Genomic DNA, 22361 nt, shown 5'->3' on the forward strand with positions numbered 1-22361 from the left:
AAAGGAGGAAATATCTATGTGAACAAAAGATGTTTTTTATGTTGAAAAACCTGTATTAGGAATGGTCCATTTTCTACCGCTTCCAGGTACTCCACTTTACGACTCTGATGGAGGAATAGAAAAAATTAGAAAATAAAATAAGAGTTACTATAGGAGCAAAAGAAGAAAATCAAATATCTTTAGAGTGTTTTAAAAAGATGATCAATCATGTTTTATGAAAAACGACATAATATAGCAAGTTAAAGATAAGAAAAGTTCTAAGAGCTTGCTTACTTTTTATAAGAAGAAAAATTATGAACTTTCTATTATAGTTCCTTGAATCAACAGATAAAGAAAATTTCCCATATAGAGTGTCTATAAGAAAAGATAACAAAATATTGTTGGCCTTATTTGTACAAAACAAATGGCGATGTGATTTTCTCTTTTAAAAAAAACAATACAAAACCAAAGCTGGTGATTACGCTTTACTGCATAATGATGTAATAATTGCGGTTGTTGAAAGAAAGAACTTTGAAAGTATAATTTCAGAAATTAAAAATCTGCCTATCTTTCATTTGAACCTTGGTGACTTAGAAAAATATAAGCATTCACCACTTGTTATCGAAACCAATTACTCTGATTTTTTGAATTCAGATAAATTAAAAATATATTCCCCGGCATACATTTCAAAAGTAATAGCAGAAATTTTTGCATTTCATCCAATAAATTTTTTCAAGCAGTTGTTTCTTACGAAAAAGAATCTATACCCAACATAGTTGAGGAAGAAACTACACAATTCACTTCTTCTAAGAATTTTAAGACAAGTATTTATTACGATATAAGGAAAGAAATTATCCAAAATATTGAAAGTGATTTTAATATTTCTATATACTCTTTTGTTTTATAGTTTAAAGGAATTGATTCAAGATAATTCAGCAATGGCTTTCCAAACTGTCCGTAAGTTGATAACTTGATAACCATTTTTAAAGACATTTGAATTATCTCCTTATGAATACCTGTTTTTGTTGTACAATTGTCATTTAAAAATAACATAATATTTACTTTTGTTTCAATGTTAACGAGTGAATATACAGTTACTTTTTTATCTTTAAACTATTGTATCATAACCGTTATCAAAAAAGGGAAAGTAAAAACAGAGTATAAAACACGATAAAAAACATCGAAATTAAAGTTTACATAAGCTTTTTTGAGGTAATCTCTAAAAATATATTCCAATCTATATTTGAATTCAATAAAAAAATCACTTGTTTATCATATGGAAAAGGATATAATAAAAATAGTGAATGGTCTTTTGAGTTTGTAAGAAAAAAGTGTTACACATTACATATTATGCAAGGGGTGAAAAAGTTTGTTGCTATTTTTATTGACAAGAGTATTGTTATTAGGGGGCATTAGTTTTGGAGGAGATGAAGAAATAATATCAAGTTTAGAATCAATAAATCCTGAAGAAATTGTAAGCTATGCTGAGGAAAGTTGATAAGTATGTATTTTAAAGTTTTGAAAATATGAGAAATGTTTAGAAACGCAGAGGTAAATATTAGATAGAATAAGAATTAAGATTATTAGCCGGTAAATAGTATTCCTTATAAAGAGAAAAAGATTGAAAATAAACTTGAAAAGCTTGGAAGTTGGGAATTTATTGTTCCAAGAGAGATGGAGCTTGAAATTACTAACAATTGCAACTTTCACTGTAAACATTGCTATAATCATAGTGGAGAAAGAGAAAATTTATTGGAGTTAAGTAAAGAATAAACAGCATCTTTTTTCAAAGAGATATTTGAATTAGGAACAAGGACTCTAGAAATAACGGGGGGAGAACCATCTACACATCATTCTTTTAATTACTTCCATTTGAAATAATCGGAATTCTTTCAAATGGAAGTGCTTTTTCAGAAACAACTTTTGAAATTCTAAAAAAGAATAAGGAGAAAGTAATGGTTCAAATTGATTTACATGGAAGTTCTCACGAATACATGGAATGGTTCACCGGGCATACTCAGTCCTACCAATTAGCCATGAAAACTATAGAAAGGTTAACAGATTTAGGCATCATTGTACGAATAGCTTGCAGTGTTACACCACAAAATGTTACTCAAATAGAGGAAATAGCTACTATTGATTATAATCTAGGAGCTGATGCAGTAGCTTTTGGTCCCATAGCTCCTATAGGAAGAGCAAAAGACAGAAAAGATTTATTTTATCTTACAATGAAAAAGCCTATAATACTTTCATAAGCAATATGGAGGAACTGTTAAAAAAGTATGGATCTTCTTTTATTAATGTAATTGATGCTCAGGCTCAAGCGAGTACAAATTGTGGGGTTGGTAGTACGGGCTTAGTTATTGCCCCAAATTTAGATGTAAGACTATGCCAAATGTCCGATGTCATTATAGGAAATATTAAATCCTATAATGGAAGCATCAAAAATCTGCTAAGAAATAATACAAAAGTTTTAGAAAAAATTTCGCAAACCCCTGCTCCAAACTTTGATATTTGTGGAGAGTGTGAAGATTTTTGGTTTTGTTCTAATTGTATGGCAAGGGGATTTATTAAAGCCAAAGAAAGAGGTGAAAACTGTAGATGGATACAAAAAATAAAAACACTTTAATTTCTGTGAAAGCTTTAACAAAAGAACTTGGAGGAAATAAAATTCTAAAAGGTATTTCTTTTGATATTGTAGAAAATGAAATTGTAGCTCTGGTTGGCCCAAATGGTGCAGGAAAAACTACTACTATAAGATGCTTAACAGGTATATATAACGTTGACAAAAACCAAATAATAAAAAAAGCTGGACTAACTGTATCAGTAGTTTCAGAAAAAGATTTACTCTGGGAAAAAGAAACAGGATGGAAAAACATAGAGATCTTCAGAGAGTATCTTGGAGGTAAACTTTCTAACAATCAAATAGAAGAATATGCAAAATATTTAGATCTTTCGGAATTTTTAGATAATAAAGTTCATACTTATTCAAAGGGTACACGAAGAAAGTTATCTTTTGTATTAGGACTTTTAAAAGATCCAAAACTTATTATATTTGATGAACCAATGAGTGGGCTAGATCCAATTTCAAGGATAAAGATGAGAGAGTTGATTGTTAAACTGAACAAAGAAGGAAAAAGTATATTTTATACATCACATGATTTAGCAGAAGTTGAAAAGCTTGCTCACAGGGTTATGTTGATGAAAAGCGGAGAGATATTGTTAGATAATTTAAAAAGCGATATCTTAAGTAACTACAAAAGTCTTGAAGATTTATTCTTAGAAAAATTGGGGGTGAAAGTTAATGAAGAAAATAATGAAATATAATTTTAGAATGTTGTTAACAAGCTTTGTCAACTTTTATTTTCCAGCAATTTTGTTGGTAGCAATAGCAACTTTTATTTTGATGAGTGTAGTGAGTTCTATGCCATCAGAAGGTTCAGATATAATATTTCAGAGGATGCTAATTCTTATGGCTTTTTTTGTATATACTGTAGGGACATCGATGATGCTTAGAAACTTAGTTATCCCTGAAAAAGCCAACGGTAGAATAGAGCTTTTATTGTCGAATGGATTTGAAATACAACCTTATCTGTACAGTTCTGTTATAGTTGGTTGGATAGTTATGGAAATAGAACTCCTTTTGATCTTTTTAGTTCCTAACTTTGTTTCTGAAATATTTTTAGAAAAAAGGATTATAGATTTCTATTTTTTAAAAATGTTCCTTCATATCTCAATTTTTGGTCTAGGTTTACTTTCTTTGATGTATTATCTAATTTTTAGGATAAAAAGAATAAGCATAATCAACAATTTATTTTTCATTATTGGGTTTATAGCAATCTTTGGAGGAAGCTATTTATCTAATTATCTGCCTCTAACAGAAAATTCAAATAATATATTTCTTTGGATATTTAATATTACAGGAATAATTCTTTTTCTCTTCACTGTAATTATGGGAAGAAAAATAACCAAAGAAATAGTTGTCCTTACTCTACCTGATTAGAATAAAGGGATAAATGTTTGAGGCTATCAAAATAATATCTTAAAGTCATATAGAAAAATGTATGATAGATAAAGAGATAAAAATTTATTTAGTAACAAAGGGGGTAGACAACTATGAAAGTCAAAAAAGAAAAGGAAGGTTTTATGAAAAAACTAAAAAATAAGATTAATAGTTATAAAAAGAAATTAAGATATAACGCAATAACTCATAAAACTCCATATAGAAATAAAAAGAATACAAAATAATTAGTGGTACTTAGTATTGATTATAGATTCAATTAAAAATGTTGTCAGTAGGTTTGAAAAGATATTTCAGGTTACGTATCAAAGACTACGACAATTTTACAGAGAAATCATTGAAAGTCAGTTGGTGGTATGAAAAGAAGAGTTATCGTAGCTTTTTTACTTTTTCTAAATTAATGTAAGGAATATAATTTAATTGAGTTCATTATTATAAGAAAGAAGATATAGTATATAAATCACTCAAACATCTTTAACGTTTCAACAAGTTCTTCTCTTTCTTTTCCTTCAAAAATATAGAAAGAAGTTGCAGATAACCTTCTTTTTAAAATGTACTTCTTCACAAACAAATTGATTTCTTTTGGTACTTTTGGTCTTAATTCTTTTGGTATGTTTTTTATTTCATCATACCTTCCATAATTCATTATAGACTGCTTTAATTTTGTAGATGATAGTTTTTTGGTCTATTAAAAAAGGATTAATTGGCGTGAAAATAAGGAATATACTAAAGAATTAATTGATTTGGCACAAAAGGTAAAGATATTAATGGTGATAGAGTTAGTATTCTTTTAGACAGAGATGTTGCATATACACTTTAATTTAATAATGAGTGAAGTTTGGAAGGGATGTACTGGGGAGACAGTTAATAATATAATAAATATTAATTCAAAAAATAATTCCCAAAGATTTGATAATGCAAATCTTATGAGAGTGAATAGAGAAACTTTTTGGCAAAACTTTTATTATCATCCTTGCTTACATGGAACTCTTGCTTTGAATTATGAGAGTAAAATATTACCCTGCCCTTATATGAAAGAGGAGATCTTATGCAATATGATAAAGGATATAGAATCTTTTAATATAATGTTTAGTGATCGAAAGGTTGACAAATACTGGAATCTGAATCTTGGCAAAATTGATAATTGTGAAGATTGTGTATTTAGGTTTGGTTGCTTTGAATGTAGAGCAATGGAGCTTAAGTTAACAAATAATTTAAATGGTAAGTTATTATGTTCTAGAAACAAAGATAAATCACTTTGACTATAAATTTTCCTAAAAAAGAAAAATCCTAAGTATTAAAAATATGGATGTATTTGTAGTTTTGAAAATAGTTGTTTAGTTCCTTATATTAAATATTTTATTGAAGGAGATGAATTGGACTTGTGAATATGATACAACTCCAAAATGTTAGTAAGACATATAAAAATGGGGTAAAAGCATTAAATAATATAAATCTATCAATTAAACCGGGAGAAATAGTCGGACTGATAGGACCTAACGGTGCTGGGAAAACCACACTTGTAAAGATAATGCTGGGCCTTCTTAATCCTACATCGGGAACAATAAAAATTTTTGGGAAACAGATTGATAAGCTATCAAAAAATGAAAAAAGGCGAGTAGGATTTCTATTAGATGGACCTGGTTTCTATGATGATTTAACTGTAGAAGAAAATTTAAACTTTTGGTCCGAATTGTATAACGTTCCTAATGATCGTAAAAGTGAACTAATTAATCAATGGCAACTTAACGAGAACAAAAAGAGTTTGGTTAAAGAACTTTCCGCTGGTATGAGACAAAAACTGTCTATAGTACGCACTTTCCTTCATGAACCTGAAATCATTTTTATGGATGAACCAACTTCAAATTTAGATCCACTCGCTAGAAAAAATATGGTCGAATTTTTAAAAAGCTTTCAAGATACAGAAACTGCTTTTCTAATTACCTCTCATGATTTATTTGATGTTGAAAGAATATGCTCAAGAATTGTTTTGATAAGAAGAGGAGAAATAGTTGTTAGTGGAAACATGGAAGAATTGAAAAGGGCTTTAGGAGTTCAAATAGGTGTAAAAATTAGAGTGAGCAGCGATATTCCTCAAGTAATAACAAGCAAATTCACCAAAGATTGTGAAATAAGCTTTCTTAATGAAAAAGAATTATTAGTAACTGGAAACAAAGATTGCTCAAAAAATATTATGAAATATCTTATTAGTCAGGGTGTAGATGTTGAAAGAGTAGAAGAAGAAAAAATTACCCTTGAAGATATATACCTTTCCATTATACGGGAGGATGAAGAACAATGAAAGCTTTAATTAAAAAAGAATTTTATATTTTTCTAAGAAAAAGATTTCAATTTCTTTTATTACTTTTTATAGTTACATATTTAGTAATAATATTAAGTTTGAACAAATCTAATAATCTAAATTCTATTCTTGTGCCATCTTTATTAACTTCCTTTTTTGTTCCATATACATTTGGTTGGATAAGTTTTCAAGAAGAGAAAAAGAATAAAAATATTTCGTATCTTTTAGCTTCTCCTTTAAGCATAAAGGAAATATTTTTAGGTAAAATGTTGACGATTTATTTGGTCAGTGTTGGATTTATGTTATGGTGTTTAATTATTAGTTCTATCATAAGCGTTTTTTCAGGTAAGCCTCTACCTACATTAGAAATTATTTTAGCGGTATTGATAACTCTTCCTATTTGGTCTGTAGTATGGAGTGGATTGGTTGGAATTGGACTTCTTTTATTTGATAACCCTTTTATAATAAGGATCTTCCTATTTGTTTTTGTTTTTTTAATAGGATTTAATCCTAATTTGTGGAAAGATATATCCAATTTAGGAAGTTGGAAGAACGTTATTTTCATATTGTTGGGATTAGGTATAAACTTAGCAATGCTTCACTTTGTTAGTTTATTTGGTAACGAAAGAATTCAAGAGTAACGAAAATGTGCTTTTGAAATTTTAAAAAATATAGATCTTGATTGATTCAATTTTACCAATAACTTTCGTGAAATGTATTAACGGTTCTCTCACGAATAGTGTGGGCAAGTAAGCTGGGGTTAAATTAAGTTTACCCAAAGCGATAAAGATAGTTATTTTTAAATTCTTTGATGTTTTAAATCCAAAAGCTCTTTTAGTAAAATCTCTCAGTTTAGAGTTCATGCCTTCTATTTTGCCGTTAGTTATGTTTGTTTTTATGTGTAATAAGATACCATCTATAATGAGTTAAACATAGAGTTGAAAAAAGGAGAAATTGTTCAAATAATCGGAGATAATGGTACAGGAAAAACTACTCTAATAGATTTGATTTTGAATCTTTTAGAAGTTAAAAAAGGTAGCATAAGTAGCATAAAACTTGATAATGTTAAAGTAGATGATATAGATGATTTTTCATTACAAAAGATAGTTGGAATAGTTCCACAAAATATATATCTTTTTAGCGAAACTGTAAGAAATAATATCAAAGTAGGAAGAGATATAAATGACAAAAAAATATTAAGATTGGCAAAAGAACTTAATTTTGATGATATTGTAAAAAGTGAAGGGATTAATTTAGAGACTTTTATTTTCAATAACGGAGGGAATTTATCAGGAGGTCAAAAGCAGAAAATTTGTATATTGAGAGCTTTGATAGGCGAACCTGCTTTACTTATATTAGATGAAGCTGATGCTTATCTTGATGTAAAATCTAAACTTAATTTTTATAATTTTATTAAGAATACAAAAGATGATAGAATAACAGTATTTGTCTCCCATAAAGAGCAGCCTTTTTTAAACCAGATAGAATAATTAGCTTGCCAAATTCTAATTTGTAGTCTATTACCTATTATCTTGATTGAACATCTAATTTTATTTATAAATATATAGATCCCACTTTAATTTTATACAATATTTTTATAATGCACCAATAAGTCAAAAACAATTTTTTAATTTTGAAGTTCGTAAAAGATAAGGGTAGGAGGTGATTTCTATTATTAATTTGACGCTCAAAGTTAATAATTTAGAAAAAACTTATAGTAATGGTTTTAAAGCTATTGAAAATATTTCATTTTCAATTAATGAAGGAGAAGTTCTAGGAATCATTGGTCCCAACGGTGGAGGTAAATCTACTCTTCTTCTTTGTATGTGTAGAGTATTAAAATCCACAAAGGGATCTATTAACATTTTTGTTAATAATAAAAAAATTGATGAAGCTAATCAAATAAAAAGAATAATAGGTTATCTTCCAGAAGAGGCAAACTTATATAATGATATGACAGGATATGAAAATCTCCAGTTTTACGCAAAATTTTTTGGAATCCCCAAAAAACAAATATCTTCATTAATTCAAAGACTTATAAACAAGTTAGATTTAAAAGAATTCATAAATAAAAAAGTCTATGAGTACTCTTCAGGAATGAAGAAAAAGCTCATATTAGCCAGAGCGCTTATACATAATCCAAAATTACTAATTTTGGATGAACCAACCAACAATCTCGATCCAACGGCTAAAGAAGAAATTAAAAAAGTAGTTATGAAACTCAAAGAAGAAAATAATACGATAATAATATCCAGCCATGATTTAAGTGAAATAGAAGATATTTGTGATAAATATTTGGTATTGAACAAAACGGTGAGATATTTTGGAGAAATTGAAGCAGCTAAAGAACTCCAAAAAGCGGGAGTTATTGTGACTATAACTTTCTTCAATGACGTTGATAAAAAAGATTTAGAATTCAAACTCCAAAATTTCCCACTTTTAAACATAATACAGTTTACTAAAGAAAAAGTAAAAATAAATTTAAATGAAATTTCATTAGTTCCTCAATTGATAAGTCTCTTAGTTAAAAATAATTACCAAATACTGGAAGTAAAAACTGAAGATATTTCTTTGAAAAAACTGTATTTTACATACGCTAATGAACAAGAGGAAGGTGAGAAAAAATGAGGAAACAGTTTTTATCGTATGAAGCTTTAATTCAGAAAGATGTTAGAAAAGTTTTGAGGAAAAAAATGTTGCTTGTATACTTAATAAGTTTTTTTGCAGCCTTTTTTGTTACTTTCAATTTCTTGGCATTTTCATCTTTTGCAAGCAATTTAGAATCTTTAAATTTAATTTTGCAATACTTTGGAATGTTCTTACCTATTGCTGGAATATCCATAGTTTTATCTCTTTCATTTAATCTTATAATAGATGAAATTCAGTCAAAAACATTATTTTATCTTTTTTCAGGTCCACTTGAAAATAAACACTTATTTATTGGTAAAACCTTGAGTGCCGCTGCTTTACCATTAATTTTATATCTGATACTCTGTGTAGGTTATTTAATAAATTTCAACATTATTTCTTACATAAAAAATATAGGGTATTATCTGTTTAATTTAAGTTATTTCACTTATCTTTTTATAATAACTCCTTTGGTAATGCTAACTACCACCATGTTTATAATTTTATTATCTTTAAAAGTAAAAGATGTTAGAATTGTTCGAAAATATGGAGGATTACCAGGATTACTGATTTTCCCTGCTTTTCTAAGCTCATATATAAATTCTTTATATAATCAGGGGGCAAGAGTAAATATAATAAAATTAAAGTTTTTACCTATAACCTTTTTAATTACATTAATAACAGCACTTATAATTTTCTATTTAGGTGAAAAAAGTTTTGATTATGAAAAGATAATAAAAGAATAAATATCCTTAAATTTTGGAGGTATAAAATGAAGTTAAAAAAATATTTTTTTGGTATATTGTTAATAGTATTTATTAGCTTTACTGTTAGTTCTTGTAATACTGAAATGAAACAGGCAAATGTTCCTTCTTCTATTGATGAAGTAGAGGAGTTCGTAGATTCATATTATTATAATAGTCAAACAGAAATGCAAATAGACACGGGATTAGATTTAGCATATTATCCAATACAAAATAGTTATAGAGTTCAACTAACATTAAACAATGGAAATATTGTTGAGTTTATGACACTAGAGTTTGACAACTCCGAAAGTGCACAAAAGTATTATAGAGATAATGATAGATTATACAACGTTAAATTAATGAATATTAATACAAATTTACCAAAGTATAAGTATAATAGCTTTAGAACATCAGAAGGAGTATATATAACAATATGGCAGAAAGAAAATTGGGTAATTTGGATGAAAGGAAATTCAACAGAAGATATAAATAAGGTAAAAGATGAATTTAATAAATTTTTAGAACAGCAAAATAATTCAACACATAACAACTCCTTGTAGAGATTAGAATAAATCGTTTATCAACAGGATCATTTCGTATTCTTCACACCTATGTCTAATCTTTTCCATACTTTCATTGGATTCATAATACAATAGAAGAAATATTTGAAGAATTAAAAGGATACGATATGACGTTAATAATAATATCTTGCATGTTATCGACGATAAGAAAAGCAAATAAGGTAGTAGTACACTCTCTACTGTTTACAAAAAAATTATTGAAAGTCAGTAGGTTGTATAAATATAGGATTTTTTATCTATTACTTTTCATTTTCAAATTTTCTTTTACTAACATTAAGTATAGTTATTCCAATAATTTTTCCTTTTTCGTACCTTATTATTACATCATCGTCAGTAAGTTCAGAATCGTCTGCATGACTTGGTTTTTTGAAATTTATGTATAAAACATCTGCTTCTTTATCGTAAGAAGTCCAAATTCTCGAATAGGGAATTTCTATTAAAATGGGAATTAAGTCTAAAATTTTTTTATATCTATTTTTCCCATATTTTGGGTCTCCTTTCCAACTGCTTTTTTACTCAACTAAATACCTTTAACGTTTCAACAAGTTCTTCTCTTTCTTTTCCTTCAAAAACATAGAACTAAATTGCTGAGTGAATCCTCTTTAACGTGTATTCCTTCACAAACAAATTGATTTCTTTTGGTACTTTTGATCTTAATTCTTTTGGTATGTTTTTTATTTCATAATACCTTCCATAATTCATTATGTACCTTTCTATCATATCTTTTTGTTTTGAATTAGCTTTTATGTATCTTTCTATGAACTCTTGTAAGTAAGCTTTGTTTAAGTTTTTATGGAAGTGTAAAGTTTAAAGAAATGTTTTTATCTACATCTTTTAACCACCAACTTATATTATTTAAAGCTCCTACCATCCCAGATGGATGAGGTACATCCTTCAATGTCTTAAATGCTTGAATGTTTAACTTAGCTGCTTCTATATAATTTCCTTCATTCTTTTTTCTTCTTGCATTAGCCATAAGGATAAATCCCTTATTAACAGGATTATTTTCGTAATACAAACTACCTTTTCGTAGTTTTGAAATATTTCTTTCTATAGCCTCAAGGACTTCATCATATTTATTATCCCAATATAATTTCAATATTTCTATATACTCTTTTGTTTTATCGTTTAAAGAAATTGATTCAAGATAGTTCATGAATGGTTTTCCAAACTGTCCGTAAGTTGATAACTTGATAACCATTTTTAAAGACATTTGAATTATCTCCTTATGAATATATCTGCTTTGTTTCCTGATTGTTATTTAAAAATAACATAATATTTACTTTTGTTTCAATGTTAACGAGTGAATATACAGTTACTTTTTTATCTTTAAACTATTGTATCATAACCGTTATCAAAAAAGGGAAAGCGAAAACAGAGTATAAAACATGATAAAAAACATCGAAATTAAAGTTTACATAAGCTTTTTTGAGGTAATCTCTGAAAATATATTCCAATCTATATTTGAATTCAATAAAAAAAATCACTTGTTTATCATATGGAAAAGGATATAATAAAAATAGTGAATGGTCTTTTGAGTTTGTAAGAAAAAAGTGTTACACATTACATATTATGTAAGGAGTGAAAAAATTTGTTGTTATTTTATTGACAGTAGTATTGCTATCAGGGGGAGTTTTTGTTTTTGGTGGGGATGATGAAGGAATCTCATGTATAGAATCAGTAAATCCAGGAGAAATCGCAAGTAACATTGAAGAAAGTTGGTAAGTATGTATTTTAAAGTTTTAAAGAGTATTGCAAAAAGGATTAAAAAGATGAGAAATGTTTGGTAAGTTGGGAATGAATTATTAAAGGGAAGTATTATTAGCCGCCATATATTAATCCTGCAGGGAAGTAAAATTCAAAACGAGAGGAGGTGAAGAAATGTATAAATTAAATGAAGTCAATTTATACGAAAGTCCAGAACTCGCTGTTCATAAAGAATCTTCAGATCCTGTACTCGAATGGAAAATAACTTTTAGTTTTGAAATTTGAAATTGAGTAATTGCTAGTAACTACTTTAACTTGTCCTCTTAATATTCAATATTAAAGGGATTTTTAAAGGAGGAGAAGTAATTTGGCAAAAGAAAATAATTTAAGTCATATTATAAAAGTTCCCCTTTCAAAAGGTCAAGTCTTATTAGATTTTTAAAGCGGTAATATTATATATTTAAAAAATGATAGTCTCTTTATAAATGATTCATCTGAAATTAAGCAAGATGAAGAAGTTTATCTAAATACCAAATATTTAAAATCTGAGAACATTTTTTCGTTATATAAAAAAGCAGTTTCTATTATTATAAAAAAAGAAACTATTAAAAATTTATATTCCCAATAAGTATAACAATATTAAAAATTAAAGAGGTGAAAAACTTTGATAAGAGCTTTAGGTGCAAACTTTAAGAAAACTTTTATTGAGTTTAAAAGGTATTTTTTTAACAGTGCTTTTAGTCTTTTAACTACCTTCATTATCTTTTACCTTATATTCTTTGGAGTTAAAGTGGTTGGTGGTTCGGCACCCAATTTTGGGGAAACAATAGATGGAATTACTGTGAGTTATTTCATGTGGATAATGTTTCTTGCCTCTTTTCAAGGTGTTGCTTATGGAATAATTGAAGAAGCTCAAAGAGGGACTTTGGAGCAACTTTTTATGTCTCCTATAAGTTTTGAATTTCAGATGGTTTTTCGAATGTTTGGTGATTTTTGTTTTAATATAATTACTATCATACCGTTAATGTATTTTGCAGCTTTTACTACAGGGAGAACTTTAGGTTTTGATTTGATAACTCTTCTTTACTTAATAATACTTGGATCCTTTTGTGCTTTGAGTGTAGGATTAATTTTCGGTGGAATGGCTTTAATATTTAAAAAAATATCTTCCTTTTTACAAATTTTAACGTTCGTTTTTCTTGCAATTTTAATGTTTGATCTGAAAAATGTATGGTATAGGTTCTTACCTATGGTTCAAGCAACATCTATGATGAGAAAAATGGCAATTGAAGGAACAAAATTTTATCAGTTCCCAATTGAAGAACATTTCATTTTGTGGATTGCGGCAGGAGCTTACTTACTATTAAGTTTGATTATTTTTAAAGTTTTTGAAAGACGCGCAATGGTTTTAGGAACACTTGGACAATATTAAGGGGTGAGATGATGAGTATATTAAAAGTTGAAGGGCTAATAAAAAGATACCCACAAAGAAGTTCTAAAGAAATGCTAAAAGCAGTTGACAATATTTCCTTTGAAGTTAAAGAAGGAGAAATTTTTGCACTTCTGGGGCCAAACGGTGCAGGAAAAACAACTACAATAAAAAGTATATGTGGGCTTATTATTTATGATGAAGGAAATATAAAAATAAAAGATTATGATTTGAAAAAAGAAAGAGCTAAAGCGTTGGATCAAATAAGTGCAGTTTTAGAAGGAAATAGGAATTTGTATTATAGACTGACGCCAGTTGAAAATATGCAGTATTTTGTGGGAATTAGAGGGAAAAAGATATCAAAAGAAAAAGCTTTGAACATTTTAGATTTCTTGGGTATCAAGGGAAAAGCAAATGAATTAGTACATCAACTTTCAAGAGGCATGCAACAAAAAGCTGCTCTGGCTGTGTGTCTTGCCTGTGAAACCGACATTTTACTCTTAGATGAACCTACTCTTGGGTTAGATGTGATTTCAAATGTAGAATTTAGAGAGTTGTTAAAAAAAGTGAAAGAAAGTGGAAAAAGTGTTGTGCTTTCCACACATGATATGGCATTAGTTGAAGAAGTGGCTGATAGAGTTGCGATTATAAACAATGGAAAGATAGTTGTTTGTGAAGAAAAGAGGAAACTTATGGATATATTCAACGCACGTGGATACACAATAAAAGTGTTATCTATGGATACACTTGAAAAAAAGCTTGAAGAGAAAGGGATCAGTGACGTTCAAAGAGACGGTAATCTTTATGAATTCATAGTTAATTTTAAAACTTCTGATGAATTGTATAATATTATAGATTTTCTAAAAGAAAATGAAGCAGAAATAGTAAGCTTGGAGAAACAAATGGTAAATTTTGAAAAAATTTTTATTTCATATACGAAAAACGAAAATCAAAACACAAATTTATCTTTTTAAAAATATTTTCAAAAAATGAATTTATTTTTGTCTAAAACATCCCTTATGCAACATCCATCCCCTTCGTAGAAGGGGAATGGCAGAGCTATCCTTCCTTTCTCGGCGGTACTTGTAGCGAGAAAGGTAAAAAAATTAAGAATTGGTGAGGATTGAAAGTGGGGGGTATTTTTCAAAAAATTTAAAATTAAAAGATTGACAAAACTTAAATTTTAGAATTTTTAAAGTAAGTATTTTAATAGTTTATGTGGAGGTAATATAATAATAAAGAAATTATGTAGATGAAAAAGGAGTTTCCCCATGAACTCAACAATAGTTTCTAAAAATGTTAAAAGGTTATTTAAATATTCGAAAAAATATAAAAGACAAATATTCAATATTTATCTCTTAACTTTTTTCAGTTATCTACTTCTTGTTGCAAATCCTTTCATTCTAAGATTCTTAATCGATAATGTAATAACTGCTGAAAGGTTTTCTTTAATTCCTTCAGTGATGGCAATATTCTTAACAATAATAATTGGGCAATTTTTGATTGGACTTGCAACAGATTATTACTCAAATATGTATCAAATAAGCGTAACAAAAAAAGAACAGATTATTCTATATAACAAAATTCAGAAAATTCCTTTTTTATATTCTGATAAAACTTTGTTAGGCGATTTTTTAACAAGAATAGTATCTGATGTATCTGAAGTTGCTAATTTTCTCATACTAACAAAACCTTCTATATACCTAAACCTTCTACAACTTGCACTTATTTTAACTGTGTTATTCCTTTTTAGTTGGCATCTTACTATAGTGGTACTTGCAACAATACCTTTTTATTATTTGATATTGAATAAATTCAGCAAAAACTTTCAACAATCTTCATCTGAAGAAAGGAAAGAATACAGCAACGTTATGGAAAATTTGAGAGAAAAGATAGAAAGTATAAATACTGTAAAAATACTCACTAAAGAATCTTTTTTTCAGCAAAAGGTCAGTGAAAGAACTGAAAACTGGAAAAATAGCATGAAAAAATACGTACGGGATTTTCTTAAATTAGATCAGGGAATATATTTAATCATATCTATCACCACACCATTAATACTTGGAGTTGGAGGATATCTAATGATGTCTAATATTTTAACAATTGGGACTTTACTTGCCTTTTATCAATTTTCTACGTGGCTTTTTGTTCCTCTTAAAAATATCAACGAACAACTCGCCCAACTACAACGAGCAGACACACTCTCACAAAGGTTCTTTGAAATACTTGATCTTCCTGAAGAAGAAAGTGATGGAATTTATTCTTTTCCTAAAGATTATGACATAAAATACAATAATGTTTCTTTCACATACAAAGATGAATTAGTTTTAAAAGATATAAACCTATACATAGACAAAAATGAAAAGATAGCCATAGTTGGAACAAGTGGTTCAGGTAAAAGTACCATGATGAATTTGCTTGTTAGATTGTATGAACCAACAAGTGGTGAGATCTTGTTAGACGATAAAAACTTAAAAGACTATAACTTACAAGAGATAAGAGAACATATAAAACTGGTAAGAGGAAATGATCCATTATTCAACATGAGTGTAAAAGAAAACATAATGCTCGGTGATGAATTCAGTGATCAAGAGTTCAACAAAGCTGTCAAAAAAGCAAAGGTAGATAAATTTATAGACCTTTTAGATAAAGGATACGATACAGTAGTAGGAGAAAGAGGAAGTAAGTTATCAGATGGACAAAGACAGAGGGTAGCTATAGCAAGGGCATTGATAAGGAAACCAAAGGTATTGATATTAGATGAAGCGACATCGGGAGTAGACTCCCAAACAGAAGAAGAGATATTTGAAGAATTAAAAGAATACGATATGACGTTAATAATAATATCGCACAGGTTATCAACAATAAGAAAGGCAGATAAGGTAGTAGTATTAAAAGATGGAGAAATAATAGGAGAAGGAACCCACAACGAATTAATAGAAAGTTCTCCTGTTTACAAAGAAATCATTGAAAGTCAGTTGGTAGTGTGAATATCTCAAATGGAGTGATTCTAAGTGATAAGTAATTTTCTTTCTTCCAATACAAAAAGGTTATTTAAATATTCGAAAAAATATCAGAAAAAGGTTTTCAATATATTTGCTTTTTTCTTATCCGTAGAGATACTTCTTCTTATCCAACCTTTTGTTTTAAGATACCTAATTGACGATGTAATGATGCAAAGTAATTTTTCGCTTTTATTACCTTTAATAGTGATATACTTGTTACTTGTAATCGGGCATATTACTCTCAATTTTTTTGGAAATTATTATATTATGAGTTACGGAGCAGATGCAATAAAGAACGAACAACTTATTTTATATGAAAAGCTTCAAAAGGCGCCTCCCATTTTTTTAAATTTTAAGATTGGAGATATATTAGCTCGTTTAACTTCTGATTTAGAATATATCTCTAACTTCTTACTAATGACAAAACCTTCTATTATTATAAATATTATTCAATTTGGTCGTGTTTCTCTAATTTTATTCATCTTTAGTTGGCCGCTCGCACTGCTAACCTATGCTACAATTCCAATATATTTTTGGATATTGAAACATTTCAAAACTAAATTAATGGAAACCTCAAAAGAAGAAAGAAAAGGTTACAGTAAAGTCATGGAAAGTTTGAGAGAAAAGATAGAAAATTTAAATACAATCAAGCTTTACAAAAAAAAAGAATTCTTTCAACAAAAGCTAAAAGGAGAAATAGAGGAATGGAGCGAAAATAAAAAACAATATGTTTGGAATGAAGTAAGTTTAAATAGAGGATTGATATTTATTTCTGCTATCATGACTCCGATTATCTTAGGTTTTGGTGGATACATGGTAATGAAAGACATACTTACGTTGGGGACCCTAATAGCTTTTTTGGGTGTTTCACAGGGGTTATATGGACCGTTAAATTTGATTAGTGGTCAATTAGCAACTTTACAACGAGCAGACACACTCTCACAAAGGTTCTTTGAAATACTTGATCTTCCAGAAGAAGAAAGTGATGGAATTTATTCTTTTCCTAAAAATTATGACATAAAATACAATAATGTTTCTTTCACATACAAAGATGAGTTAGTTTTAAAAGATATAAACCTATTCATAGACAAAAATGAAAAGATAGCTATAGTTGGAACAAGTGGTTCAGGTAAAAGTACCATGATGAATTTTCTTGTTAGATTGTACGATCCAACAAGTGGTGAGATATTGTTAGACAATAAAAACTTAAAAGACTATAACTTACAAGAAATAAGAGAACATATAAAACTGGTAAGAGGAAATGATCCATTATTCAACATGAGTGTAAAAGAAAACATAATGCTCGGTGATGAATTCAGTGATCAAGAGTTCAACAAAGCTGTCAAAAAAGCAAAGGTAGATAAATTCATAGACCTTTTAGATAAAGGATACGATACAGTAGTAGGAGAAAGAGGAAGTAAGTTATCAGATGGACAAAGACAGAGGGTAGCTATAGCAAGAGCTTTGATAAGGAAACCAAAGGTATTGATATTAGATGAAGCGACATCGGGAGTAGACTCACAAACAGAAGAAGAGATATTTGAAGAATTAAAAGAATACGATATGACGTTAATAATAATATCTCACAGGTTATCAACAATAAGAAAGGCAGATAAGGTAGTAGTATTAAAAGATGGAGAGATAATAGGAGAAGGAACCCACAAAGAATTAGTAGAAAGTTCTCCTGTTTACAAAGAAATCATTGAAAGTCAGTTGGTGGTGTAAAAAGGGAATTTATATCTATTGCTTTTCATTTCAAACTTTCTTTTACTAACATTGAATATAAAAAGTTCTTAGGCAAATTACAAATATCCAGGTTATTAAGGAAAGATTTATTGAATGAATTTGTTAGAGAATATTTTAAAAAACCAAACTTTCATTACTTTTTACAGTCTATTTAATTGAGGGATTTTTATCAATGATTCTAATGATCTTTATGTAAGGTACCATTGATTTTGTTGTTAATAGAGAAGGTCTAATTAAAATATTTTCTAACGGTTTGACTTACATAGCTATTTATGTTCTCTCTTATTTATTGCAATTATTGATCTTTAACAAGGCACGCAAAATTAACAATAAAATGAAACGGAATCTCTGAAACCAAATGTACGAATTAATTGCTGACTCAATACTTTTATCTCGTGAAATTTATCAAATATTATCTTTGCTTTTGGAAACTCTTTCTTTGTTTCAGCTTGAAATGGTGCCGACATATCCATACATATGAATTTTATATCTTTTGGATCACCTTTTTTCAGGATGCATCTTTCTTTGAATATTGTAAAAAAGTGTTCGCATCTTTTCCGTCAGTTATTATATACAGCCTTTTCTCTTTCTATATCCAAAAAAATGGTAAAATAAACATGATACTTTTTCCTTGCTATTTCATCAACAGAAAGTGGTTACAGTGGTAATCTAATGCTCTCCAATCTCTATATGGGGTGATTATGAAATGGATGTAAAAAACGAGATAATAATTTTGATAATTAAGTCTTATTTTATTTCCCCATTTTAAAAAGTTCTTTTATTTCTTCATTGGATAATTTTGTTATCCAATTTTCTCCTGCTAATACTATATTATCTAATAATTCTTTCTTTTTTTCAAGCATTTCATTTATCTTTTCTTCAAAGGTATTGAGAGTAATAAACCTATGAACTAAAACATCTTTTGTTTGACCTATTCTAAAAGCTCTATCAGTCGCTTGGTTTTCTACAGCGGGGTTCCACCACAAATCATAGTGTATAACGTGGTTAGCTGCAGTTAGGTTTAACCCTGTTCCACCAACTTTTAATGACAAAATCATGATAGGATACTTATGTTTTGTTTGGAAATCTTCAATTAGTTGATCCCTCATTTTTCTGTTAAGTTCTCCATGAAAAAACAGAGGTTCTATATCCATTTCTTCGAAAATAATTTGTTTTAAAATATCACCCATTTCTTTGTATTGTGTGAATATAATTGCTTTTTCATCATTATTTAAAATACTTTGCAATAAATCTAACAATCTTTCTGATTTTCCAGATTCATAGGCAGAAATTTTCCCTTTTTTTGTATAATTAACTGGATGATTACAAATTTGTTTTAAAGAAGTTAGGATCTTTAAAATAAGTCCTTTTCTTTGAATGCCTTTATATTCTTGTAAATTTTCTAACTCTTCTTCCGCTTTTTCTACTATTTCTTTATACAAGGCTGCTTGTTCAGGCTTCAAATATACATATTCGTTGTAAGTAAATTTTTCTGGCAAATCTTGGATAATCTTTTTATCCGTCTTTAATCTTCTTATCATAAATGGGCTGATCAATTTTTGTAATTTATTAGCGACTTTTGCATCATTATATCGTTCGATAGGCTTTGCAAAAATCTCAAGGAAATATTTCTTTTTTCCTAAATAACCGGGCATTAAAAAATCGTATAAACTCCATAACTCACTGAGCCTGTTCTCTATAGGAGTACCTGTCACAGCAATACGTTTTTGAGCTTTTAATGATTTTGTCGCTCGTGATTGCTTTGTATCAGAGTTTTTTATATTTTGTGCTTCATCTATTACTAAAATTGAAAATTCTTTAGTTTTTAAGTAATCTATATCGTTTCTAACAACACTATAAGTAGTTATAATAACGTCACAAGTGTCTTCTAATGTTCTATAATTTCCATGATATATACTAACTTTTAAAGTTGGGGCAAACTTTTCACATTCTTTGTACCAATTTCCAACAAGCGTGGTTGGACAAATTACTAACACTGGCTCCCCTAACGCCTTTTCTTCTTTCATTTTCAAGATTACCGATATTACCTGCACTGTTTTACCTAAACCCATATCGTCAGCTATACACACATTGAAACCTTTTTTTAAGTTTGTATATAACCATCTAAATCCTTCTTTTTGATAATTCCTCAATTCTGCGTTAAGAGTAGTTGGTAATCTAACAGGACTAATTTTTCTCAACTCTTCTAAGAACTTTTGAATGTTGTTATCTAAAATAATCGGTATCCCGTTTATTTCTTGAGTAAGTATTACTTTCAAAGTATCAAAATCAGAATCTATTTTTATTTTTTTAACTTTTTGCATCATGACTTCAAATTCTTGTGGATCTAAAAATACATAATTTTCTTTTATTTTAACTATTCCCTTTGTTTTTTGCACCAATTTCATAAATTCTTCAAAAGAAATCTCTGATTCTCCAATCAGAACCGTGTAATCAAATTTTATGAGTTGAGAAAGAGACAAATATGTCAATTGAGAATCTTTAGATTTGGCTTTCAACGCTAATTTTGGTCTCAATAATTTTTGAAGAGCTTTAGGGGCCAATATTTCAACATCTAAAAGTTTTAAAATTGGCATTGCATTTATCATGATTTCTGATAATTGTTCGGGTGTGACGCTTATTTGAGGGCTCTTCTTTTTCAAAAACTCACCGAAAAACTCCGCATATTTGGATATTGTAGCTATTTGTTTAAGTACTTCTGATTTTCCATCTTCTTGACTTTCAAAAAAGCTTTTTATGTCTTTTAAAGTGTCGAAAGGACTGTCTTTTCTGTAAATATCAAGTGAGAGGTTGAATAACATTTGTCCCAATTCTTCTATACTAATCACCAATTGGTATTTACTTTGTTTTAATAGTAACGGTTCTAAATAATTTTTGATACTTGTAAAAGTGCGTTTTTCCTCGAACTTTAGTGCTTTATATACTTTAGATTTAAAAAATACTTCCGTTATCTTATTTTTTTCTTTAGGTTCGTAATACTTATTTATTAAGTATCTGAGATATTGGGATATAAGATATTCCACAACCTTTTCTTTTTTCAAGTATTGACCAATTTCATTTTTTACTATACCTTCTGGAACAATTGATTTTAAATAATTAAGATTATCAGTAATAGACTCATTAAATTCAATCGGAAAATAACCTATGACAAAATCTTCATCGTTTAATTTTTCAGGCATAGGAATAAAAGCTTTCATATCTATTAGCTTATACACAAATGAAAATAAATTTTTTAAAAATAAAGATTTTTCATTATCTCCATTTGTTTCAGTAAGAGACATAGAGTCGAATAAATCAAAAAAATCTTCTGACGAAACAAGGTAATATTCCTTTTGTTTTTGATAATTAATTTCTTTTAACGGTTCTCCTTTTAATAATATGTTTGGGTTCAAAAGAGAATATATGACTTCTATCTGTGTTTCTTTGAAATAAGGCTTTAGTTCTTCATTGATCTTATTGTTTTTATAAACAGCTTCACGTAACTTTTCGTACATTTCCAAAAGAAGTGCTTTAAAAGATTTTCCGTCGTAGAAATAAGCTTCCTCTGGAAGTAAATTTATCACTTTTTGAATATCGTAAATCTCATCAATAAGTTCTGGCTTTTCTATTTTTTCGGAACTTTCTTTATGATAATCGTCAGTAAATATGTGATCATAAGATTTTTCTGTTTCTTTAGCTATTTCTATTAACTCATCCTTTTTCATTCCATGCATTTCAAAAATCAAAAAAGGATCTTTATCTATTTCATCAGTGATAATATAAAATACTGCGGCCAGATGCTTACAGGGATTAGCCCAATCAGGGCACGAACAGTAAGCCCCTATATCTTTCCATTTTTCTGGAAACAATTTTATTCCCATTTCTTTGGTTATATCAAAAAGTTCTTGTGGAAGAGTTCCTGTAAGTAATATGGCCGAAAGATCTATTCTATCATGAAGTACTTTTTTAATTTTTTCTTTTTCTTCTTCACTAAACGGTGTCAAAGAAATAACTTCTTTGTATGGAACTGGTCTGGTACCTTGAACTCTTGCGACAATTTTAGAATTTTTCTGAATTTTTATATCGAGAACAGCTCCTTTTTTCGCATAACTTCTTCCTCGAGGTAATCTGTTAGTATCTCTATCAATCTTTTCAAGGGCTTCTACCCATTTTTTCCCCCACCATGTTTTACCAAATACATACTTACCGGCCATGCT

General features: G+C 28.6%; 26 protein-coding genes. 19 read left to right on the forward strand and 7 right to left on the reverse strand.

The annotated features are described in order from the left end of the window. Nucleotides 1-810 precede the first annotated feature (810 nt). Nucleotides 811-972, reverse strand: coding sequence for a hypothetical protein (locus X924_RS10110; protein WP_158245291.1), 162 nt, complete (start codon nt 970-972; stop codon nt 811-813). 376 nt (nt 973-1348) lie between these two features. Here X924_RS10110 and X924_RS10375 point away from each other — a divergent pair, with 376 nt between their 5' ends. The 7 genes from X924_RS10375 (at nt 1349) to X924_RS10380 (ending at nt 4227) form a co-directional block, all read left to right on the forward strand. After that, on the forward strand, nt 1349-1477 hold the full coding sequence (locus X924_RS10375; RefSeq protein ID WP_255398003.1) for a hypothetical protein: 129 nt from the start codon (nt 1349-1351) through the stop codon (nt 1475-1477). 123 nt (nt 1478-1600) lie between these two features. Next, on the forward strand, nt 1601-1741 hold the full coding sequence (locus X924_RS10115) for a hypothetical protein (RefSeq protein ID WP_158245292.1): 141 nt from the start codon (nt 1601-1603) through the stop codon (nt 1739-1741). Nucleotides 1742-1934: 193 nt separating this feature from the next. Then, nucleotides 1935-2234, forward strand: coding sequence for a hypothetical protein (locus X924_RS02900; RefSeq protein WP_121957455.1), 300 nt, complete (start codon nt 1935-1937; stop codon nt 2232-2234). Between the two features lie 5 nt (nt 2235-2239). After that, the gene (locus tag X924_RS10065) at nt 2240-2608 is read left to right on the forward strand and encodes an SPASM domain-containing protein (protein ID WP_146255659.1); all 369 of its coding nucleotides are present in this window, start codon (nt 2240-2242) and stop codon (nt 2606-2608) included. After that, nucleotides 2581-3306, forward strand: a complete 726-nt coding sequence (locus tag X924_RS02905) for an ABC transporter ATP-binding protein (protein WP_121957456.1) — start codon at nt 2581-2583, stop codon at nt 3304-3306. The genes X924_RS10065 and X924_RS02905 overlap by 28 nt, the downstream gene beginning before the upstream one ends. Next, complete coding sequence (locus X924_RS02910; RefSeq protein WP_121957457.1) at nt 3284-3982, forward strand: hypothetical protein; 699 nt, start codon at nt 3284-3286, stop codon at nt 3980-3982. Before X924_RS02905 ends, X924_RS02910 begins: the two co-directional genes overlap by 23 nt. Before the next feature lie 113 nt (nt 3983-4095). Then, nucleotides 4096-4227 carry a hypothetical protein gene (locus X924_RS10380; RefSeq protein WP_255398004.1) on the forward strand — a complete coding sequence of 44 codons (132 nt, stop codon included), beginning with the start codon at nt 4096-4098 and terminating at the stop codon, nt 4225-4227. A gap of 233 nt (nt 4228-4460) precedes the next feature. Here the strand turns inward: X924_RS10380 and X924_RS02915 are convergent, their stop codons facing one another. Beyond that, entirely contained in the window at nt 4461-4646 is a 186-nt protein-coding gene (locus X924_RS02915) for a hypothetical protein (protein WP_233186562.1), read from the reverse strand. A 280-nt stretch (nt 4647-4926) separates the two neighbouring features. Between X924_RS02915 and X924_RS02920 the strand changes: the two genes are divergently transcribed. From X924_RS02920 to X924_RS02930, 3 genes are all read left to right on the forward strand, one after another. After that, complete coding sequence (locus X924_RS02920) at nt 4927-5262, forward strand: hypothetical protein (RefSeq protein WP_146255660.1); 336 nt, start codon at nt 4927-4929, stop codon at nt 5260-5262. Between the two features lie 128 nt (nt 5263-5390). Continuing rightward, nucleotides 5391-6302, forward strand: coding sequence for an ABC transporter ATP-binding protein (locus X924_RS02925; protein WP_233186565.1), 912 nt, complete (start codon nt 5391-5393; stop codon nt 6300-6302). Next, a complete protein-coding gene (locus tag X924_RS02930) occupies nt 6299-6943 on the forward strand; it encodes an ABC-2 transporter permease (RefSeq protein ID WP_121957460.1) in 645 nt (214 codons plus the stop codon). The genes X924_RS02925 and X924_RS02930 overlap by 4 nt, the downstream gene beginning before the upstream one ends. Before the next feature lie 21 nt (nt 6944-6964). Here X924_RS02930 and X924_RS10445 read toward each other — a convergent pair whose 3' ends face one another. Further along, complete coding sequence (locus tag X924_RS10445; RefSeq protein WP_121957461.1) at nt 6965-7225, reverse strand: transposase; 261 nt, start codon at nt 7223-7225, stop codon at nt 6965-6967. A gap of 9 nt (nt 7226-7234) precedes the next feature. Between X924_RS10445 and X924_RS02940 the strand changes: the two genes are divergently transcribed. From X924_RS02940 to X924_RS02955, 4 genes are all read left to right on the forward strand, one after another. Then, nucleotides 7235-7792, forward strand: coding sequence for an ATP-binding cassette domain-containing protein (locus tag X924_RS02940; protein ID WP_255398006.1), 558 nt, complete (start codon nt 7235-7237; stop codon nt 7790-7792). 172 nt (nt 7793-7964) lie between these two features. Then, a complete protein-coding gene (locus tag X924_RS02945) occupies nt 7965-8930 on the forward strand; it encodes an ABC transporter ATP-binding protein (protein WP_121957463.1) in 966 nt (321 codons plus the stop codon). Continuing rightward, nucleotides 8927-9676 carry a hypothetical protein gene (locus tag X924_RS02950; protein ID WP_121957464.1) on the forward strand — a complete coding sequence of 250 codons (750 nt, stop codon included), beginning with the start codon at nt 8927-8929 and terminating at the stop codon, nt 9674-9676. The genes X924_RS02945 and X924_RS02950 overlap by 4 nt, the downstream gene beginning before the upstream one ends. A gap of 26 nt (nt 9677-9702) precedes the next feature. After that, the gene (locus X924_RS02955; RefSeq protein WP_121957465.1) at nt 9703-10236 is read left to right on the forward strand and encodes a hypothetical protein; all 534 of its coding nucleotides are present in this window, start codon (nt 9703-9705) and stop codon (nt 10234-10236) included. A gap of 260 nt (nt 10237-10496) precedes the next feature. On the opposite strand, the gene X924_RS10450 is transcribed toward X924_RS02955, so the two are convergent. Together X924_RS10450 and X924_RS02965 are read right to left on the reverse strand one after the other, a co-directional pair. Then, entirely contained in the window at nt 10497-10718 is a 222-nt protein-coding gene (locus tag X924_RS10450) for a DUF2283 domain-containing protein (protein ID WP_121957484.1), read from the reverse strand. A 329-nt stretch (nt 10719-11047) separates the two neighbouring features. After that, a complete protein-coding gene (locus X924_RS02965; protein ID WP_233186563.1) occupies nt 11048-11470 on the reverse strand; it encodes a hypothetical protein in 423 nt (140 codons plus the stop codon). Between the two features lie 368 nt (nt 11471-11838). Here X924_RS02965 and X924_RS10120 point away from each other — a divergent pair, with 368 nt between their 5' ends. The 5 genes from X924_RS10120 (at nt 11839) to X924_RS02985 (ending at nt 18123) form a co-directional block, all read left to right on the forward strand. After that, nucleotides 11839-11982, forward strand: a complete 144-nt coding sequence (locus X924_RS10120) for a hypothetical protein (RefSeq protein ID WP_158245294.1) — start codon at nt 11839-11841, stop codon at nt 11980-11982. A 646-nt stretch (nt 11983-12628) separates the two neighbouring features. Continuing rightward, nucleotides 12629-13396, forward strand: a complete 768-nt coding sequence (locus tag X924_RS02970) for an ABC transporter permease (RefSeq protein WP_121957466.1) — start codon at nt 12629-12631, stop codon at nt 13394-13396. 11 nt (nt 13397-13407) lie between these two features. After that, nucleotides 13408-14367: an ABC transporter ATP-binding protein gene (locus X924_RS02975; protein WP_121957467.1), complete on the forward strand. Its 960-nt coding sequence runs from the start codon at nt 13408-13410 to the stop codon at nt 14365-14367. Nucleotides 14368-14664: 297 nt separating this feature from the next. After that, nucleotides 14665-16383, forward strand: a complete 1719-nt coding sequence (locus X924_RS02980) for an ABC transporter ATP-binding protein (RefSeq protein WP_121957468.1) — start codon at nt 14665-14667, stop codon at nt 16381-16383. Nucleotides 16384-16407: 24 nt separating this feature from the next. Beyond that, nucleotides 16408-18123, forward strand: coding sequence for an ABC transporter ATP-binding protein (locus tag X924_RS02985; protein ID WP_233186564.1), 1716 nt, complete (start codon nt 16408-16410; stop codon nt 18121-18123). Nucleotides 18124-18467: 344 nt separating this feature from the next. Here the strand turns inward: X924_RS02985 and X924_RS10455 are convergent, their stop codons facing one another. Both X924_RS10455 and X924_RS02995 read right to left on the reverse strand, forming a co-directional pair. Next, nucleotides 18468-18677, reverse strand: coding sequence for a transposase (locus X924_RS10455; protein ID WP_369826015.1), 210 nt, complete (start codon nt 18675-18677; stop codon nt 18468-18470). Between the two features lie 219 nt (nt 18678-18896). Then, nucleotides 18897-22358 (reverse strand): DEAD/DEAH box helicase, encoded by a 3462-nt coding sequence (locus X924_RS02995; RefSeq protein WP_121957470.1) that lies wholly within the window; start codon nt 22356-22358, stop codon nt 18897-18899. Nucleotides 22359-22361 lie beyond the last annotated feature (3 nt).

The sequence above is a fragment of the Petrotoga sp. 9PWA.NaAc.5.4 genome, assembly GCF_002895485.1.
Lineage (GTDB): Bacteria > Thermotogota > Thermotogae > Petrotogales > Petrotogaceae > AZRK01.

Coding starts and splice junctions, on each gene's coding strand:
- X924_RS10380 (WP_255398004.1), top strand. CDS start 4,096: ATGAAAGTCAAAAAAGAAAAGGAAGGTTTTATGAAAAAACTAAAAAAT.
- X924_RS02975 (WP_121957467.1), top strand. CDS start 13,408: ATGAGTATATTAAAAGTTGAAGGGCTAATAAAAAGATACCCACAAAGA.
- X924_RS02920 (WP_146255660.1), top strand. CDS start 4,927: ATGAGAGTGAATAGAGAAACTTTTTGGCAAAACTTTTATTATCATCCT.
- X924_RS02980 (WP_121957468.1), top strand. CDS start 14,665: ATGAACTCAACAATAGTTTCTAAAAATGTTAAAAGGTTATTTAAATAT.
- X924_RS02930 (WP_121957460.1), top strand. CDS start 6,299: ATGAAAGCTTTAATTAAAAAAGAATTTTATATTTTTCTAAGAAAAAGA.
- X924_RS02965 (WP_233186563.1), bottom strand. CDS start 11,470: ATGTCTTTAAAAATGGTTATCAAGTTATCAACTTACGGACAGTTTGGA.
- X924_RS02995 (WP_121957470.1), bottom strand. CDS start 22,358: ATGGCCGGTAAGTATGTATTTGGTAAAACATGGTGGGGGAAAAAATGG.
- X924_RS10065 (WP_146255659.1), top strand. CDS start 2,240: ATGGAGGAACTGTTAAAAAAGTATGGATCTTCTTTTATTAATGTAATT.
- X924_RS10110 (WP_158245291.1), bottom strand. CDS start 972: ATGTCTTTAAAAATGGTTATCAAGTTATCAACTTACGGACAGTTTGGA.
- X924_RS02910 (WP_121957457.1), top strand. CDS start 3,284: ATGAAGAAAATAATGAAATATAATTTTAGAATGTTGTTAACAAGCTTT.
- X924_RS02905 (WP_121957456.1), top strand. CDS start 2,581: ATGGATACAAAAAATAAAAACACTTTAATTTCTGTGAAAGCTTTAACA.
- X924_RS02950 (WP_121957464.1), top strand. CDS start 8,927: ATGAGGAAACAGTTTTTATCGTATGAAGCTTTAATTCAGAAAGATGTT.
- X924_RS02955 (WP_121957465.1), top strand. CDS start 9,703: ATGAAGTTAAAAAAATATTTTTTTGGTATATTGTTAATAGTATTTATT.
- X924_RS02900 (WP_121957455.1), top strand. CDS start 1,935: ATGGTTCAAATTGATTTACATGGAAGTTCTCACGAATACATGGAATGG.
- X924_RS02925 (WP_233186565.1), top strand. CDS start 5,391: ATGATACAACTCCAAAATGTTAGTAAGACATATAAAAATGGGGTAAAA.
- X924_RS02915 (WP_233186562.1), bottom strand. CDS start 4,646: ATGAATTATGGAAGGTATGATGAAATAAAAAACATACCAAAAGAATTA.